This window comes from Arthrobacter sp. NPDC058130 (assembly GCF_042884475.1).
GTDB lineage: Bacteria > Actinomycetota > Actinomycetes > Actinomycetales > Micrococcaceae > Arthrobacter.
In genome coordinates, this window is record NZ_JBHVTV010000003.1 from 66,799 (window position 1) to 82,461 (window position 15,663).

Here is a 15,663-nt window from a genome sequence, read left to right on the forward strand (position 1 = left end):
GGACAGGCGGGAAAGCTCCAAGGCCGGGGCCCTGCCCATCGCGGCGTCCGTGACGGATAATGCTGTGACGGTGGCCACAATGATTTGTGTTTGCCCGCACAGGTCCTAGACACTGTGAGCACTTACCGATACGCCCGCGATGATGCAGGAGAAGTATGTTTTCTAAGATTCTGGTGGCCAACCGCGGCGAAATCGCGATCCGTGCTTTCCGCGCGGGCTATGAGCTGGGTGCCAAGACTGTCGCTGTGTTTCCCCACGAGGACCGTAACTCAATTCACCGCCAGAAGGCCGATGAGGCGTATCTGATCGGCGAGGAGGGGCACCCGGTCCGGGCGTACCTGGACGTTGACGAGGTGGTGCGCGTAGCCAAGGAGGCCGGGGCGGACGCCATTTACCCCGGCTACGGCTTCCTCTCCGAGAATCCGCGCCTGGCGCGCGCCGCCAAAGAGGCCGGCATTACATTCGTCGGCCCTCCGGCCGAGGTCCTGGAACTCGCGGGCAACAAGGTTGCGGCCCTCGAGGCCGCCCGCAAGGCCGGTGTCCCGGTGCTGAAGTCCAGCCGGCCGTCAAAGGACCTGGACGAACTGATCGCCGCCGCGGATGAAATCGGCTTCCCGATCTTCGCCAAGGCGGTCGCCGGCGGCGGCGGGCGCGGCATGCGCCGCGTCGATACCCGCGAGGCGCTGCCGGAGGCCCTGCAGGCCGCCATGCGCGAAGCCGACGCCGCCTTCGGTGACCCCACGATGTTCCTGGAGCAGGCCGTCCTGCGCCCGCGCCACATCGAGGTCCAGATCCTGGCCGACGCCGAGGGCAACATCATGCACCTCTTCGAGCGCGACTGCTCCATCCAGCGCCGCCACCAGAAAGTCGTCGAGATCGCACCGGCCCCGAACCTCGACGAAGGCATCCGGCAGGCCCTGTACCGCGACGCCGTGAAGTTCGCCAAGGCGCTGAACTACGTCAACGCCGGGACGGTCGAATTCCTCGTTGACACGGTGGGTGAGCGCGCCGGCCAGCACGTCTTCATTGAAATGAACCCGCGCATCCAGGTCGAGCACACGGTCACCGAGGAAGTGACCGACGTCGACCTCGTCCAGGCGCAGCTGCGCATCGCCTCCGGTGAGACGCTCGCCGACCTGGGCCTCTCGCAGGAGACCGTCCAGCTCAAGGGCGCTGCCCTGCAGTGCCGCATCACCACGGAGGACCCGGCCAACGGCTTCCGGCCCGACGTCGGCAAGATCACCGGCTACCGCTCCGCCGGCGGCGCCGGTGTCCGGCTCGACGGCGGCACCGTCTACTCGGGCGCGGAGATCAGCCCGCACTTCGACTCCATGCTGGTCAAACTGACCTGCCGCGGCCGGGACTACCCGACTGCGGTGGCCAGGGCCCGCCGTTCCCTGGCTGAATTCCGCATCCGCGGCGTGTCCACCAACATCTCCTTCCTGCAGGCGGTCCTGGACGACCCCGACTTCGTCGCCGGGGATGTGGCCACCTCGTTCATCGACGAACGGCCGGAGCTGCTGAAGGCGCGGGTCTCGGCGGACCGCGGCACCAAGCTCCTGACCTGGCTCGCCGACGTCACGGTCAACAAGCCCAACGGCGAACTCAAGGTCCACACGGACCCCGCGGACAAGCTCCCGTCCCTCGATGGCGCCACGGCCCGGCCGGGCTCCCGCCAGCGGCTCCAGGAGCTCGGCCCGGAAGGCTTCGCGCGGGCCCTGCGCGCGCAGAACGCCGTCGCCGTCACGGACACCACCTTCCGCGACGCGCACCAGTCGCTGCTCGCCACCCGTGTGCGCACCCGTGACCTCGTGGCGGCCGGCCCGGCCGTATCCAAACTGCTCCCGGAGCTGCTGTCGGTCGAGGCCTGGGGCGGGGCGACCTACGACGTCGCCCTCCGCTTCCTCGGCGAGGACCCGTGGGACCGGCTTGCCGCCCTGCGCAAGGCCCTGCCGAACCTGTGCCTGCAGATGCTGCTCCGCGGCCGCAACACCGTCGGCTACACGCCCTACCCGGAAGAAGTCACGGTGGCGTTCGTCAACGAGGCCGCCGCCACGGGCATCGACATCTTCCGCATCTTCGACGCCCTCAACGACGTCAACCAGATGGCCCCCGCCATCCGGGCCGTCCGCGAGACCGGGACCGCCGTCGCCGAGGTCGCCCTCTGTTACACCGCGGACATGCTGGATCCGGAGGAGACGCTCTACACGCTGGACTACTACCTGGAGCTGGCGCAGAAGATCGTCGACGCCGGGGCGCACATCCTCGCGATCAAGGACATGGCCGGGCTGCTGCGTCCCGCTGCCGCGGCGCGCCTGGTGAGTGCCCTGCGTGAGCGCTTCGACCTGCCCGTCCACCTGCACACCCACGACACCGCCGGCGGCCAGCTGGCCACGCTGCTCGCGGCCGTGGAGGCCGGCGTCGACGCCGTGGATGTGGCCTCGGCCTCCCTGGCCGGAACCACCAGCCAGGTCTCGGCCTCGGCGCTCGTCGCGGCGCTGGCCCACACGCCGCGCGACACCGGGCTCAACCTCGCGAATGTCTGTTCCCTCGAGCCGTACTGGGAAGCCGTCCGCCGGGTCTACGCGCCGTTCGAGTCCGGACTGCCGGGCCCCACGGGCCGGGTCTACCAGCACGAGATCCCCGGCGGCCAGCTCTCCAACCTGCGCCAGCAGGCGATGGCGCTGGGCCTGGGCGAGCGTTTCGAGGCGATCGAGGACATGTACACCGCGGCGGACCGCATCCTCGGCCGCCTGGTCAAGGTGACGCCGTCGTCCAAGGTGGTGGGCGACCTTGCCCTGCACCTCGTGGGCCTCAACGCCGATCCCGCGGACTTCAATGAGAACCCGCAGAAGTACGACGTCCCGGACTCCGTGATCGGCTTCCTCTCCGGCGAGCTCGGCGACCCGCCCGGCGGCTGGCCCGAACCCTTCCGGACCAAGGCCCTCCAGGGCCGCACCGTCAAGGTCCGCGACGTCGAACTCAGCGACGAGGACAGCGCCGCGCTGAAGGGCGACTCCAAGACCCGCCAGCGCACCCTCAACCGACTGCTCTTCGCCGGACCCACCAAGGACTACCAGAAGAGCGTCGAGACCTACGGCAACCTCTCGGTCCTGGACACGCGCGACTACCTCTTCGGGCTGCAGCGCGGCGCGGAGCACGAGATCGAGCTCGAGAAGGGTGTCCGGCTCATCGCCTCGCTTGAGGCCGTCTCCGAGCCGGACGAGAAGGGCATGCGCACCGTCATGTGCACGCTCAATGGCCAGTCCCGGCCCGTGGTGGTCCGCGACCGCTCGGTGGTCAGCAACGTCAAGGCCGCCGAACGTGCCGATACCTCCCAGCCGGGCCAGGTGGCCGCGCCGTTCGCCGGCGCCGTCACGCTGACGGTCAAGACCGGGGACGCCGTCAAGGCCGGTGACACCGTTGCCACGATCGAGGCCATGAAGATGGAGGCGTCCATCACGACGCCGGTGGCCGGCACCGTGGCGCGCCTCGCCGTCGGCGCGATCGAACAAGTCCAGGGCGGGGACCTGCTGCTGGTCGTCGAATAGACACAGTCAAAGCGAAACACGAAGGGCTCCTCCGGCTATTGCTGGAGGAGCCCTTGGCTTTGGTTTTAAGCGGGGGATTTAGGCGGGCGTGGTGCGTTTGGCGCTGTACATTTCCTCGATCACGTCCTCGAAGTCCTTGAGCACCTGCGCGCGCTTGACCTTCATGGAGGGGGTCAGGTGGCCGGAGGCCTCGGTGAAGTCGGCAGGCACGATCCGGAAGGACTTGATCGCCTCGGCCTGGGACACCGACTGGTTGGCGTGGTTGATGAGCTCCTGGACGGCGGCCTTCACCGCCGGGTTCTCGGCAGCCTCGACAAGCGGGGTCGACGCCGGCAGGCCGTGGCGGCCCAGCCAGCCGGGGAGGGCTTCTTCGTCCAGCGTCACAAGGGCGCCGATGAACGGGCGGTTGTCGCCCACCACGAGGACCTGCGAGACGAGCGCGTCCGCCCGGATCTGGTCTTCCAGCAGGGCAGGGACCACGTTCTTGCCACCGGCCGTGACGATGATTTCCTTCTTGCGCCCGGTGATGGTCAGGAACCCCTGCTCGTCCAGCTGGCCGATGTCCCCCGTGCGGAACCAGCCGTCGTCGAACGTCGCGGCGGACAGGTCATCGCGCTTGTAGTAGCCGCGCATGACGCACATGCCCTTGGCGAGGATCTCGCCGTCGTCCGCGATCCTGACGGAGTTGCCGGGAATCGGGGCGCCGACGGTACCGATCCTGATCAGGTCCGGGGTGTTCACGGTGACCGGCGCCGTGGTTTCGGTCAGCCCGTAGCCTTCCAGGATCTGCAGGCCGATGCCCTGGAAGAAGTGGCCCAGGCGTTCACCGAGCGGGCCGCCGCCGGAGACGGCGTGGGAGACGTGCCCGCCCATGGCGGCCCGCAGCTTGCTGTACACGAGCTTGTCGAACAAGGTGTGCTTGAGCTTCAGCACGAGCCCCACCTTGCCCGCCTGCCGCGCCCGGGAGAATTCGATGGCGGTGTCCGCGGCGCGGTGGAAGATGGCGCCCTTGCCGCCGTCCTCGGCCTTGGTCAGGGCGGAGTTGTAGACCTTCTCGAAGACGCGCGGGACGGCCAGGATGAAGGTCGGTTTGTAGCTCTGCAGGTCCGGCAGCAGGTTTTTGATGTCCGGTGTGTGCGCCACAGTGACGCCGGCGGCCACAGCCAGCACCGAGATAAAGCGCGCGAAGACGTGCGCCAATGGCAGGAACATGATGGTCCTGGCCTGCTCGTGCACGATCGTGCCAAGCGACGTGGCCAGGGCGTTCTCGGATAGTTCCACGAAGTTGCCGTGGGTCAGCTCGCAGCCCTTCGGCCGGCCGGTGGTTCCGGAGGTGTAGATGATCGTCGCGACATCGGACAGGGACGCCAGGCTGCGCCGGGCCTCGAGCTCGGCGTCGCTGATGCCGGCTCCCGCCGCACGGACCTCGTCCAGGCTGTCGCCCTCGAGCTGCCACACATGCCGCAGGGCCGTGAGCCCTTCGGAGGTGGCCGCCTGCCGGATGATGTCCTCGTGGTGCGCGGACTCGCCGAACGCGGCCACGGCGCCGGAATCGCCGAGGTTCCAGGCCACCTGCGAGGGGGAGGACGTTTCATAGATCGGGACTGAGACGGCGCCGGCGAACCAGATGGCGAAGTCGATCAGGGCCCATTCGTAACGGGTGCGGGACATGATGCCCACGCGGTCACCGGCGCCCACGCCGCTGGCCATCAGGCCCTTGGCGAGGGCCGTGACGTCGGCCAGGAAATCCGTGGCACGGACGTCCTGCCACTGGCCTGCTGCGTCGAGCCGCGAGAACAGTGAAGGGTTGGAGGCCTTGGCCGCCTGGCGAACCACGAGGTCGGTGACGTTGGTGTCCGGATCGACATTCACCAGGGGCGGGACAATCTTTTCTCGCACGAGAGCTCCTTTGGTATCCATAGGCCCGCAACGGGTACCGCTAAGCCTAGTATGCAGCCCCGGGATGGCGTGTTCTGCGACACCTACTGGCCAGTAACTTTACGGTCGGGGCCGCCGTTCCGCCAGTCAGGAGTGCCGGGGACACCGGCGGCCGGGCCAAGCCGTCGCCTCACGCCGTGGCGTCATGCACCGACTTCATGCTGCTTCACCGGCGCGACTGTGCGGGCCCGGCTAATAGAATGGGGCACCATGCAGACACCAACACCCGGCCGGCAGCCCGGCCTGCGCGGCCGGACCGCTGCCTGGCGGAGCCGGACCCTGGCCGGGGCGGCCGCCGCCGGGCACGACCTTCGTTCGCCGCTGCGGCTGGGCCGCAAGGGCCTGGCGATCGGCGTCGACATCGGTGGAACCAAGGTTGCCGCCGGAGTGGTCGATGCCGAGGGCCGGATCCTCAGCCAGGCGAAACGCTCCACGCCGGGCAACGACCCGCGCGCCGTGGAGCAGGTCATTGTCGAACTGGTCGAAGAACTGGGCGCGGGGCACCGGATCTGGTCGGTCGGAATCGGCGCCGCGGGCTGGATGGACCTCGACGGCGCGACAGTCCTCTTCAGTCCGCACCTGGCCTGGCGCAATGAACCCTTGCGCGATAATCTGCAGCGGCTGCTGCGCCGCCCCGTCCTGCTGACCAACGACGCCGACGCCGCCGCCTGGGCGGAATGGCGCTTCGGCGCCGGGCAGGGGCAGGACCGGCTGGTCTGCATCACCCTGGGCACCGGGATTGGCGGCGCCATGGTGTTGGACGGACGGGTGGAACGCGGCCGCTTCGGGGTGGCGGGGGAGTTCGGCCACCAGATCATCATGCCCGGCGGCCACCGCTGCGAATGTGGCAACCGGGGCTGCTGGGAACAGTACGCGTCCGGCAATGCCCTCGGCCGTGAGGCCCGGGAACTGGCCGCCGCGAATTCCCCAGTGGCCCAGGAACTGCTCAAGGCCGTGGACGGCGACGTGGGACGCATCACGGGCGTGATCGTGACGGAGCTGGCCAAGGCCGGGGACCCGACGTCCCGCGAGCTCCTCGAGGACGTCGGGGAATGGCTGGGCCTTGGCCTGGCAAACCTGGCGGCGGCCCTGGACCCGGGAAAGTTCGTGATCGGCGGCGGACTCTGCGATGCCGGCGAGCTGCTCGTCGCCCCGGCCCGGAAAGCCTTCGCCCGGAACCTCACCGGCCGCGGCTTCAGGCCCGCCGCCGAGATAGAACTGGCGGCCCTCGGACCCAACGCCGGGCTGATCGGCGCCGCCGACCTCTCCCGGGTCAGCAGCCGCATGCACACGTAGGTCGGCAGCAAAGGCAGGCGCCCGGCTGCGGCAGCCGGAAACCCGTGGACCCCGTGACACGTGGACACTGTGACAGCGTGGACTACACGCGCGCCCCGTCGTCGTGCTCGTCCTTCTCGCCCGGGAGCTTCATGATCAGGAACACCACCGACGCCGCAAACACGGTCACGATGCCAAGGATCGCCAGCAGCGGGGCCGACCGCCAGAACATAGCTGCGAGCACCAGCGCAATCGGGCCGCCCACCGCGCCAATCCACGCCAGGACAGTCAGCGGATCCGCCCCCGCCAGGCTGGGCGGCTCCTCCGGGACGAACGCACCGTCGCCGTCGTAGTCGGCCTCATAGTCGCGGGGACCGGGCGCGGTATCCGAAACCTCGTTGCTGCCGGCAGCCGCAGGCTTCCCCGGGGCAGGGGCAAGCCGCTCCTTGGCGGAGAGCTCGATCGGCGCTGTGCCGGCGAGACCCAGCGGGTCAAAATCGCGGAAGGTCCTGGCAGCTGGAGCGCCGGAGCTGCCCGTTCCCCCGGCCGTTCTGTCTGTTGTCTCGTCGGCGCCTGCCCCCATGCCTTCCAGCCTGGCGACGAGATCCAGCCAGACGGCGTTGTCATCGGCGGACAGGGCGTCTGCGGACAAGGCATCGGCGGACAGGGCATCTGCGGATTGTGCGTCCGCGGCGGTGGAATCCGGCGACGCGCCTGTCTGGAACTCGTGGGCCGGGGACTCATTGCCATGGGAGTCCGGGGGCGCGGATTCACCGGAGGGCTGAACGCCTGAAGCGTCCGGGGCGGGGTGCCGGGAATCGGCGGGGTCCGGCTTCGGGGTCTCCGGATCGGGGGTCTCGGGGTCCGGGATGTTGGGATCCGGTTTAGTCATTGGCCGTGTCCTTCCGGCTGGCGCGGGCGGCGTCCGGGCTGGCCGGGGATGCCACGGACCGGACAAAGTCGGCCGTGCCACGGAAGATCTCGGGCGCGTCGTTGTCCATGGTAGCCACGTGGTAGCTGTTTTCCAGCCGGACCACCTCGAGCGGGGCGTTGGTCAACCCGCGGCGCAGGGCCACCATGCTGGACTCGGACACCACGTGATCCACCGTGGAACGGTAGACCCGGACGGGTGCCGTAATGGTGGGCAGCAGCCGAACGGTGTCCTTGAACATCTTGTGGAGCTCGTGCGCGGCGGCCACCGGCGTCCGCGGGTATGCGCCCTCGTCCATGCCCGGTTTGAGGATGTCATTGGCGATCGCGGGGGTGCTCTTGAGGACGAACTTCAAGACGCCGGCCAGCGGGGCGCGCGGATCATCGATAACCAGGCCGGGGTTGACCACCACAACTCCCGCCACGGGCCGGGTGGCCGCGATCCGCAAGGCCAGGGCACCGCCCATGGACAGTCCGGCCACAACCACGACGTCGCATTCTTCGGCAAGCTCGAGGTAGGCCGCATCCAGGGCCGCGTGCCAGTCCTGCCAGCGGGTCCTGGCCAGTTCCTGCCAGCTTGTTCCGTGGCCCGGCAGCAGGGGCAGCCGGACGGCGAACCCGGCAGCGGCCAGTGACAACGCCCAGTCCCGCACACCGTGCGGGCTGCCTGTGAAGCCGTGGGACACCACGACGCCGGTCCGGGGACCGGTTCCCGTGAACGGGCTGCTGAACGGCGTGTGGTCCGGGAGGATGCTCATGGGGTCTCCGAGGGGGCGGGGGGCGGCATGGTGGATCGTGTGTGGGTGGCGTGGGCATGTTGAAGGAAGAAGCGCACCGATTCTTCAAAGAGTAGTGGCGCGTCGGCATCCAGGGTGGCAACGTGCCCGCTGTTCGGCAGGGGAACCACCGTGAGGTCCCGGGATCCGAGCCGCCTGCGCAACAGGGCCAGGGACGACGGCGGGACCACGACGTCCGTGGCGGACTTGAAGACCAGTGCGGGGGCCTGGACGGCCGGCAGCTCCCGCAATGTCGCGGAGAACAGCCGGCGCAGCTGGTGGACGGCGGCCAGCGGCGTGAGGGAGTAGTCGCCGTCGTCGGTGATGGCCGCCGTCGAATTCTCTTCCTGAATCGGAGTGGTGGTGCGCTGGAAGTATTTGAGCAGTCCCACCACCCTGACCCTGCGGTCATAGAAGCTCAGGCCGGGGTTGACTGCGGCCACGCCGGCCACGCTGTGGCGGGCCGCCGTGCGCAGGGCGATGGTGCCGCCCATGGACAGTCCGGCGACATAGCAGGTGCTGGTTCGGGCGGACAGGTCCAGGTAGGCCGTCTCAAAGCCCGTGTACCAGTCCTGCCAGCCGTGCCGGGCGAGGTCCCGCCAGTGGGTGCCGTGCCCGGGCAGGAGTGGCACCGATACCGCGAAGCCCTGGTCGGCAAGATGCCGGGCCCAAGGCAGGATGCTGAGCGGGCTGCCCGTGAAGCCGTGGCAGATGGCCACGCCGGTCCGGGCGTTGGGGCCGTGGCCGGGGTAGCTGAAAGCGGCGGGCGCCGGGGAAGTGCTGCTTTCAGTCATGAGCCCATCGTGTCACCCTTGGCGGCAAAACTCACTAGAGTAAGGTTTCCATTGAAGTCCTGGCCGGACCCGATTTGGACGGCCGGCCAGACGCCTTCCGGAGAGGTCACCGAGTGTTTTATTGGTTCATGAAGACGTTTGTCCTGGGACCAGTGCTGAAGCTGCTGTTCCGGCCCTGGGTCAAGGGCCTCGACAACGTCCCGGCCCAGGGTGCCGCGATCCTGGCCTCGAACCACCTCTCCTTTTCGGATTCCATCTTCATGCCGGTCATGGTGCCGCGTCCGGTGGTCTTCCTGGCGAAATCCGAATACTTCACCGGCACCGGGATCAAGGGCAGGCTGACCGCGGCCTTCTTCCGGCTTACCAACCAGCTCCCCATGGACAGGTCCGGGGGAGCCGCGTCCGCGCAGTCCCTGAACGCGGGCATGGACGTGCTCAAGAGCGGCTCGCTCCTTGGCATCTATCCCGAGGGGACACGCAGCCCCGACGCCCGCCTTTACCGCGGCAAGGTCGGCGTTGCCCGCCTTGCGCTGCAGGCCCGGGTCCCGGTCATCCCGGTGGCAATGATCGGAACGGACAAAGTCCAGCCGATCGGCAAGCGCGTGCCCAACATCCGCCGCATCGGCATGATCTTTGGCGAACCGCTCGACTTCAGCCGCTACTACGGGCTGGAGGATGACCGGCTGGTCCAGCGTTCGGTGACCGACGAGATCATGTATGAACTCATGCGGCTCTCCGGCCAGGAATACGTGGACGAGTACGCCGCCGTCGTGAAGCTCCGCATGGCCGGCAAGGCACAGGAAGCGGCCCCGGAGTTAACATCCGACAAGGCCCCCGCCGGCCCTGATGCGGCGCAGGCAGCAGCTCCCGAAATAAGACCCGACATTGCCCCCGGCGTTGCCGCCAGCCCGGACGCCCCGACGGCGGCCGGGGAGGACAGCCCGGAGGTTCCCGGGACCGCCTGACCGGCGCCACAGCTTCCATATGACGGCAACGGAGGTGTCAATGACATCGCCGGGCCGCCGAACCTCGATGGGGCAACTATCCTTAGAGGGTGACCGAGCTATCTGAGAAACCAGTTTCCCCGCTGACCAGCACCGCCCAGAGCGGAGCCGCCAACTATCCTGGACTGGACAACTGGCGGGAACTCCAGGCCTCGCAGCAGCCCACATGGACGGATCCCTCAGTTTTCGAGGCGTCCGTCAAGGAACTTTCCGTCCTCCCGCCGCTCGTGTTCGCCGGCGAGGTGGACATCCTGCGTGAACGGCTCGCCGCCGCTGCACAGGGCAAGGCGTTCCTGCTCCAAGGCGGCGACTGCGCCGAGACCTTCGAGGCCGCGACGGCGGACAAAATCAGCGCCCGCGTCCGGACCATCCTGCAGATGGCCGTCGTCCTCACTTACGGTGCCGCCATGCCCGTCATCAAGATGGGCCGCATGGCCGGCCAGTTCGCCAAGCCCCGCTCGTCCAACGATGAAACGCGCGACGGCGTCACCCTGCCGGCCTACCGCGGCGACATCGTCAACGGCTACGACTTCACGCCCGAATCCCGCGCCCACGACGCCGGCCGGATGCTGAAGGCGTACCACACCTCCGCCTCGACCCTGAACCTGATCCGCGCCTTCACCCAGGGCGGCTTCGCGGACCTGCGCCTGGTGCACCAGTGGAACAAGGGCTTCACCGAAAACCCCGCCCACGCCCGCTACGAGTCCCTGGCCCGGGACATCGACCGCGCCATCAAGTTCATGTCCTCCTGCGGCGCCGACTTCGAGGCACTCAAGCGCGTGGAGTTCTACGCCAGCCACGAGGCCCTGCTGCTGGACTACGAGCGCGCCCTGACCCGCATCGATTCGCGCACCGGACTGCCCTACGACACCTCGGCGCACTTCCTGTGGATCGGTGAGCGCACCCGCGAGCTGGACCACGCGCACGTTGATTTCCTCTCCCGCGTCCGCAACCCCATCGGCGTGAAGCTCGGCCCGTCGACCAGCGGCGACGACGCGCTGCGCCTGATCGACAAGCTGGATCCGGAACGGGAACCCGGCCGGCTCACCTTCATCACCCGCATGGGCGCCGGTAACATCCGCGAGAAACTGCCCGCGATCGTGGAGCGCGTCACCGCCTCCGGGGCACAGGTCCTGTGGGTCACCGACCCCATGCACGGCAACACGGTCACCTCGCCCAACGGCTACAAGACCCGCAACTTCGACGACGTCATCGACGAGGTCCGCGGATTCTTCGAAGTCCACCACGCGCTCGGCACCGTTCCCGGCGGCCTGCACGTGGAGATGACCGGCGACGACGTCGCCGAGTGCCTCGGCGGAGCAGACCCGATCGACCAGGAAGCCTTCCTGGACCGCTACGAGTCGGTCTGCGATCCGCGCCTGAACCACATGCAGTCGCTCGAAATGGCGTTCCTTGTGGCCGGTGCCCTCGCCAAGCGCTAGGGATTAGCCCCCACAGCAACAGAAAAGCTCCGCCCGGCTGGATTCAGCCGGGCGGAGCTTTTCTGTTCAGTGGGTCGGACTTGAGCGGGTACTGTCTCCGGTCAGACCACGGTCAGCGTGATCAGCGAGCCTTCCGGCACGCTGGTGTTAACCGGATCCTGGGCGCGGACTGTTCCGAAGAATCCGCCCAGGATCTCATCGATCTTGACCTCGAATCCGAGCTCCTCGAGGGCCTGCTTGGCTTCCTTGGCCTGCTTCCCGATGAAACTGGGTACCTCCACGAGCTTCGGGCCCTTCGAGATGGTCAGGGTGACGGTGCCGCCCTTGGTCAGGTTGCCGGAGGCCGGGTCCTGCGCCACCACGGCGCCCTTGGGCACATTCTTGTCATTGACGGGCTCGGGGGCCACCACGGCCTTCAGACCGGCGGCTTCGAGGGCCTTTACAGCGGCGCCCTGGTCCTGGCCGCGGACATCGGGAACCGGAATGGGCTGCGGGCCCTTGGAGACCGTGAGGCCCACGGGCGTCCCGTGCTTGACCGGGTTGCCGCTGCGGGGCGCCTGGGCCAGGACGGTCCCGGCAGGGGCCGATTCATCGAACGTCTCGGTAATCGGGCCCAGCGCCATCTGGGCGCCGTTGAGGGCTGTCTTGGCCTCGTCCAGGGTCTTGCCGGTGAGGTCCGGCAGCGGGAACAGCTCCGGGCCCTTGGACACGGCAAGGGACACGGGCTGGAACTTGCGGATGACCTCGCCGGCGTTCGGTTCCGAGCCGACCACCAGGCCCGGCGAGACGTCGTCGTCAAAGACATCCTTGACGGTGGACTGGAAACCGGCGGTGCGGAGCAAATCCTGGGCCTCGGCAACGGTCTTGTTGGCCACCGGGGGAATGGTCCCGGGCGAGCCCGGACCCATGCCGAAGAACCAGCCGGCGACGGCGGCGAGCAGCGCCGCGGTGACGAGCAGGACGATCCACAGCAGCCCGCGGCGTCGGGGGTTCCCCTCGCGCAGGGTCTTGGTGGGCGTTGCCGCGGCGCGCTGGCGCGCCTTCTCCTCGTCCCGGTCCAGCTTGCGCTGCGTGCGCTTGCTGGGCGGGACCGCGACTTCCGCCGGATCCCCATACCCGGCGGCACCGTCGTAGGCCGTCTCCTCCGGAGTGGACAACGGCCCGTAGGCCGGGCGCCGCGGGGCGTTGGACATCACGGTGGTCGGGTTGCCGCTGGCGCGGGAGATCATCTCGGTGGGCTGGGCGAGGCTGCCGTACATCTCTGTGGGCATTTCCGTGGGCGGCTGAACGAAGGCAGTGTCCTGGGCAGTCTCCTGCGCGTCCGACGCCGGGACGGCGCCGCCGGGCGGCCGGCCCGGCGCTGCTGCCGCCACCGCGGGCAGCGGGCTGCGGACAGCCGCCGGAGGCTGGAGGTCGAGCTCGGCGTCGCTGAGGTTGGTCCTGATGTGCCGGAGTTCTGACAGCAGGGCGCTTCCGTCGACAGGGCGCTTGTCCGGGTCCCTGTCCGTGCACCACTGGACGAGTTCGTCGATCTCCGAGGCCAGCCCGGGCACCGCCAGGGAGGGCGGCTCCACGGTGGCATTGACGTGCTGGTAGGCCACCTGGATGGGCACCTCGCCGTCGAACGGCTGCCGGCCGGTGATCATTTCGTAAAGCATGATGCCGACCGAATAGATGTCGCTGCGGGCGTCCGCCTGTTTGCCCAGGACAAGTTCGGGGGAGAGGTAGGCGACCGTACCGATCAGGGCCCCGGTGCTCGTGGACGTCGAGATGGCGCGGGCCAGGCCGAAGTCGCCGAGCTTGATCCGCCCGTCGTCGGCGATCAGGACGTTCTCCGGCTTGATGTCCCGGTGGATCATCCCGGCGGCGTGCGCGGCGCCCAGTCCTTCGACAACCGGATCGATCAGCGCCAGGGCCAGCCGCGGCGACAGGGCACCCTTGTCATTGAGGACGTCCCGCAGCGTGTGGCCCTTGATGAATTCCATAACCAGATAGGCGAGCCGGCCGTCCTCGCCCTGGTCCAGGACACCCACCACATGGGGGTGGGAGAGCCGGGCGGCGGCTTTGGCCTCGCGCCCCAGCCGGTCGAGGAACTGCGGGTCGTCGGCCAGGTGCGGATGCAGCACTTTGAGCGCGACATCGCGCTCAAGCCGCTGGTCCGTGGCAAGGTACACGGTGGACATCCCACCGCGGGCGAGCCTGGATTGAACCCGGTAGCGGTTGTCCACCAGGTTCCCGACGAGAGCGTCCGACACGTATTCTTGCACCTTACAATCGTAGTCGCTGAACGGAACGGGCCCGGATCACCATGCGATCCGGGCCCGAAACGTCACGCTCCGCCGTGCTGGAACGTGGTGTGGCTGTGCAACTTAGCGGAACAGTGTCCGGTTGGCCTTGATGGCGGCGACGTAGCCCTTGGTGTCCTCGAACATGCCATTCTGGCTGACCGAGTACTGGCCCTGGTAGTAGCCGGCGATCGCCGAGTCCAGGTCAGGGCTCGAACGGACCAGCTGGCGGATGATCGCGATGCCTGCCGTGGCGTTGTCGTACGGGTCCAGGAGGTTCAGCTTGCGGCCCACGAGGTCCGAGGCCCACTCGCCGGAGGACGGAATGACCTGCATGGTGCCGATCGCATTGGCCGGTGACACCGCGCGCTGGTCGAAACCGGACTCCTGGAAGGCAAAGGCCAGGGCGAGGCTGGCGTCCACGCCCATGCGGCGCGCCGTGTCTGCCACGATCGACTTCATCTGTTGGCGGCTGGGGACCGGAGAGGCGTTGAGCAGTGCCTTGTTCTGGTTCGCCGAGCTGACCACCGCGGCCGGGTAGCTGAACCCGAGGAATGTGCTGGGCACGAGGGGCGCCGTTGCGGTCGGCGTGCTCGACGCCGGTGCGATCGTCGACGCACCGGGGATGACGAGCTTCTGGCCCGGGTAGATGATGCTCGACATGGTCAGCCGGTTGGCCGACAGGACGTCCGAGAGCCTGACGTTGTTGCGGGCCGCAATGCCGGAGAGGGTGTCGCCTGCCTTGATGGTGTACGAACCCGAGCTTGCCGGCTTGGGCGCCGACGACGCCGGTGCCGTGGCAACGGGGGCGGAGGGAACCGGGGTGCTGGAACCGCCGCCGACCTTGACCTTCTGGCCGGGATAGATCACCGAGCCCATGCCAAGCCCGTTCCACTTGAAGACCTCGGAGAGCCCGACGCCGTGGCGGGCGGCGATGCCGCTCAGCGTGTCACCCGGCTTCACGACGTAGACCTTGCCGCCGGCAGAGGCAACAGTAACGGGGGCGGACGTGGCCGGAGTGGCTGCCGGTGCCGGCGTCGAACCCGTGAGCTTGATCTTCTGCCCCGGGTAGATGATGGTGTTCGCCTGCAGATTGTTCAGCTTGAGCACGGCGAAGGTGTCCAGGCCGTAGCGGCCGGCAACGGCACTGATGGTATCGCCGCGGGCAATCGTGTACACGGCGGGAACAGCAGACTGCGCGGGCCGCATGGCGCTCGGCAGGGTTGCCGGGACGGAGGCCGCGGGGATCACCGCCGCCTTGAGCGACGTTGCCGTGTCCGCCTTTGCCTGGGCGCGCATGGCGGCCGCGAGCGTGGCCGGCACCGAACGCGTGCGCGATTCGGCCGCGGCAGGCTGGGCGATCGCCAGGGAGGAAAGCACGACGGCGGGAAGCGCCGCCGACGTCGCTGCGATCAGCGGCAGGCTGCGCCCCGGACGGAGCTGTGGCGAACGTGAGGTTGTCATTGGAAAGATCCTCTTCTCAGCGGCAACGCTGCGGTCAGGCCGGTAGAACTGGTGTTACCAGTGTGACAAAAGTTATTTCTGTTACAAATGTGATCTATGTGAATGTCTCATGAATTGGCAATTAGCACAAGAACCCTTTGACATTCTGTAAACCAGTCTCCGGCGGAGTGTCGCCAAAAAGTCCTCCGGCGGAGTCCGGTTTGG

The 15,663-nt window shown here is 68.3% G+C and carries 10 protein-coding genes; 4 read left to right on the forward strand and 6 right to left on the reverse strand.

Annotated elements, in window-relative coordinates:
• Positions 1–155: 155 nt before the first annotated feature.
• Positions 156–3,551 carry a pyruvate carboxylase gene (locus ACFVTM_RS08005; RefSeq protein WP_390202886.1) on the forward strand — a complete coding sequence of 1,132 codons (3,396 nt, stop codon included), beginning with the start codon at positions 156–158 and terminating at the stop codon, positions 3,549–3,551.
• A 78-nt stretch (positions 3,552–3,629) separates the two neighbouring features.
• Here ACFVTM_RS08005 and ACFVTM_RS08010 read toward each other — a convergent pair whose 3' ends face one another.
• A complete protein-coding gene (locus ACFVTM_RS08010; RefSeq protein ID WP_390202887.1) occupies positions 3,630–5,450 on the reverse strand; it encodes an AMP-dependent synthetase/ligase in 1,821 nt (606 codons plus the stop codon).
• Positions 5,451–5,699: 249 nt separating this feature from the next.
• Here ACFVTM_RS08010 and ACFVTM_RS08015 point away from each other — a divergent pair, with 249 nt between their 5' ends.
• On the forward strand, positions 5,700–6,785 hold the full coding sequence (locus ACFVTM_RS08015; protein WP_390202888.1) for an ROK family glucokinase: 1,086 nt from the start codon (positions 5,700–5,702) through the stop codon (positions 6,783–6,785).
• 82 nt (positions 6,786–6,867) lie between these two features.
• Here the strand turns inward: ACFVTM_RS08015 and ACFVTM_RS08020 are convergent, their stop codons facing one another.
• From ACFVTM_RS08020 to ACFVTM_RS08030, 3 genes are read right to left on the reverse strand one after another with little or no spacing between them, the layout of a single operon-like run.
• Entirely contained in the window at positions 6,868–7,656 is a 789-nt protein-coding gene (locus ACFVTM_RS08020) for a hypothetical protein (RefSeq protein WP_390202889.1), read from the reverse strand.
• Positions 7,649–8,452, reverse strand: a complete 804-nt coding sequence (locus ACFVTM_RS08025; protein WP_390202890.1) for an alpha/beta hydrolase — start codon at positions 8,450–8,452, stop codon at positions 7,649–7,651. The genes ACFVTM_RS08020 and ACFVTM_RS08025 overlap by 8 nt, the downstream gene beginning before the upstream one ends.
• Entirely contained in the window at positions 8,449–9,264 is an 816-nt protein-coding gene (locus ACFVTM_RS08030) for an alpha/beta hydrolase (protein WP_390202891.1), read from the reverse strand. The genes ACFVTM_RS08025 and ACFVTM_RS08030 overlap by 4 nt, the downstream gene beginning before the upstream one ends.
• A gap of 113 nt (positions 9,265–9,377) precedes the next feature.
• On the opposite strand from ACFVTM_RS08030, the gene ACFVTM_RS08035 reads away from it, so the two are divergent.
• Positions 9,378–10,229, forward strand: coding sequence for a lysophospholipid acyltransferase family protein (locus ACFVTM_RS08035; protein WP_390202892.1), 852 nt, complete (start codon positions 9,378–9,380; stop codon positions 10,227–10,229).
• 89 nt (positions 10,230–10,318) lie between these two features.
• A complete protein-coding gene (locus ACFVTM_RS08040) occupies positions 10,319–11,710 on the forward strand; it encodes a class II 3-deoxy-7-phosphoheptulonate synthase (RefSeq protein ID WP_390202893.1) in 1,392 nt (463 codons plus the stop codon).
• Positions 11,711–11,811: 101 nt separating this feature from the next.
• Here ACFVTM_RS08040 and ACFVTM_RS08045 read toward each other — a convergent pair whose 3' ends face one another.
• Positions 11,812–13,977 (reverse strand): PASTA domain-containing protein, encoded by a 2,166-nt coding sequence (locus tag ACFVTM_RS08045; protein ID WP_390202894.1) that lies wholly within the window; start codon positions 13,975–13,977, stop codon positions 11,812–11,814.
• A gap of 102 nt (positions 13,978–14,079) precedes the next feature.
• Positions 14,080–15,459 (reverse strand): LysM peptidoglycan-binding domain-containing protein, encoded by a 1,380-nt coding sequence (locus ACFVTM_RS08050; RefSeq protein ID WP_390202895.1) that lies wholly within the window; start codon positions 15,457–15,459, stop codon positions 14,080–14,082.
• Between the last annotated feature and the right edge of the window lie 204 nt (positions 15,460–15,663).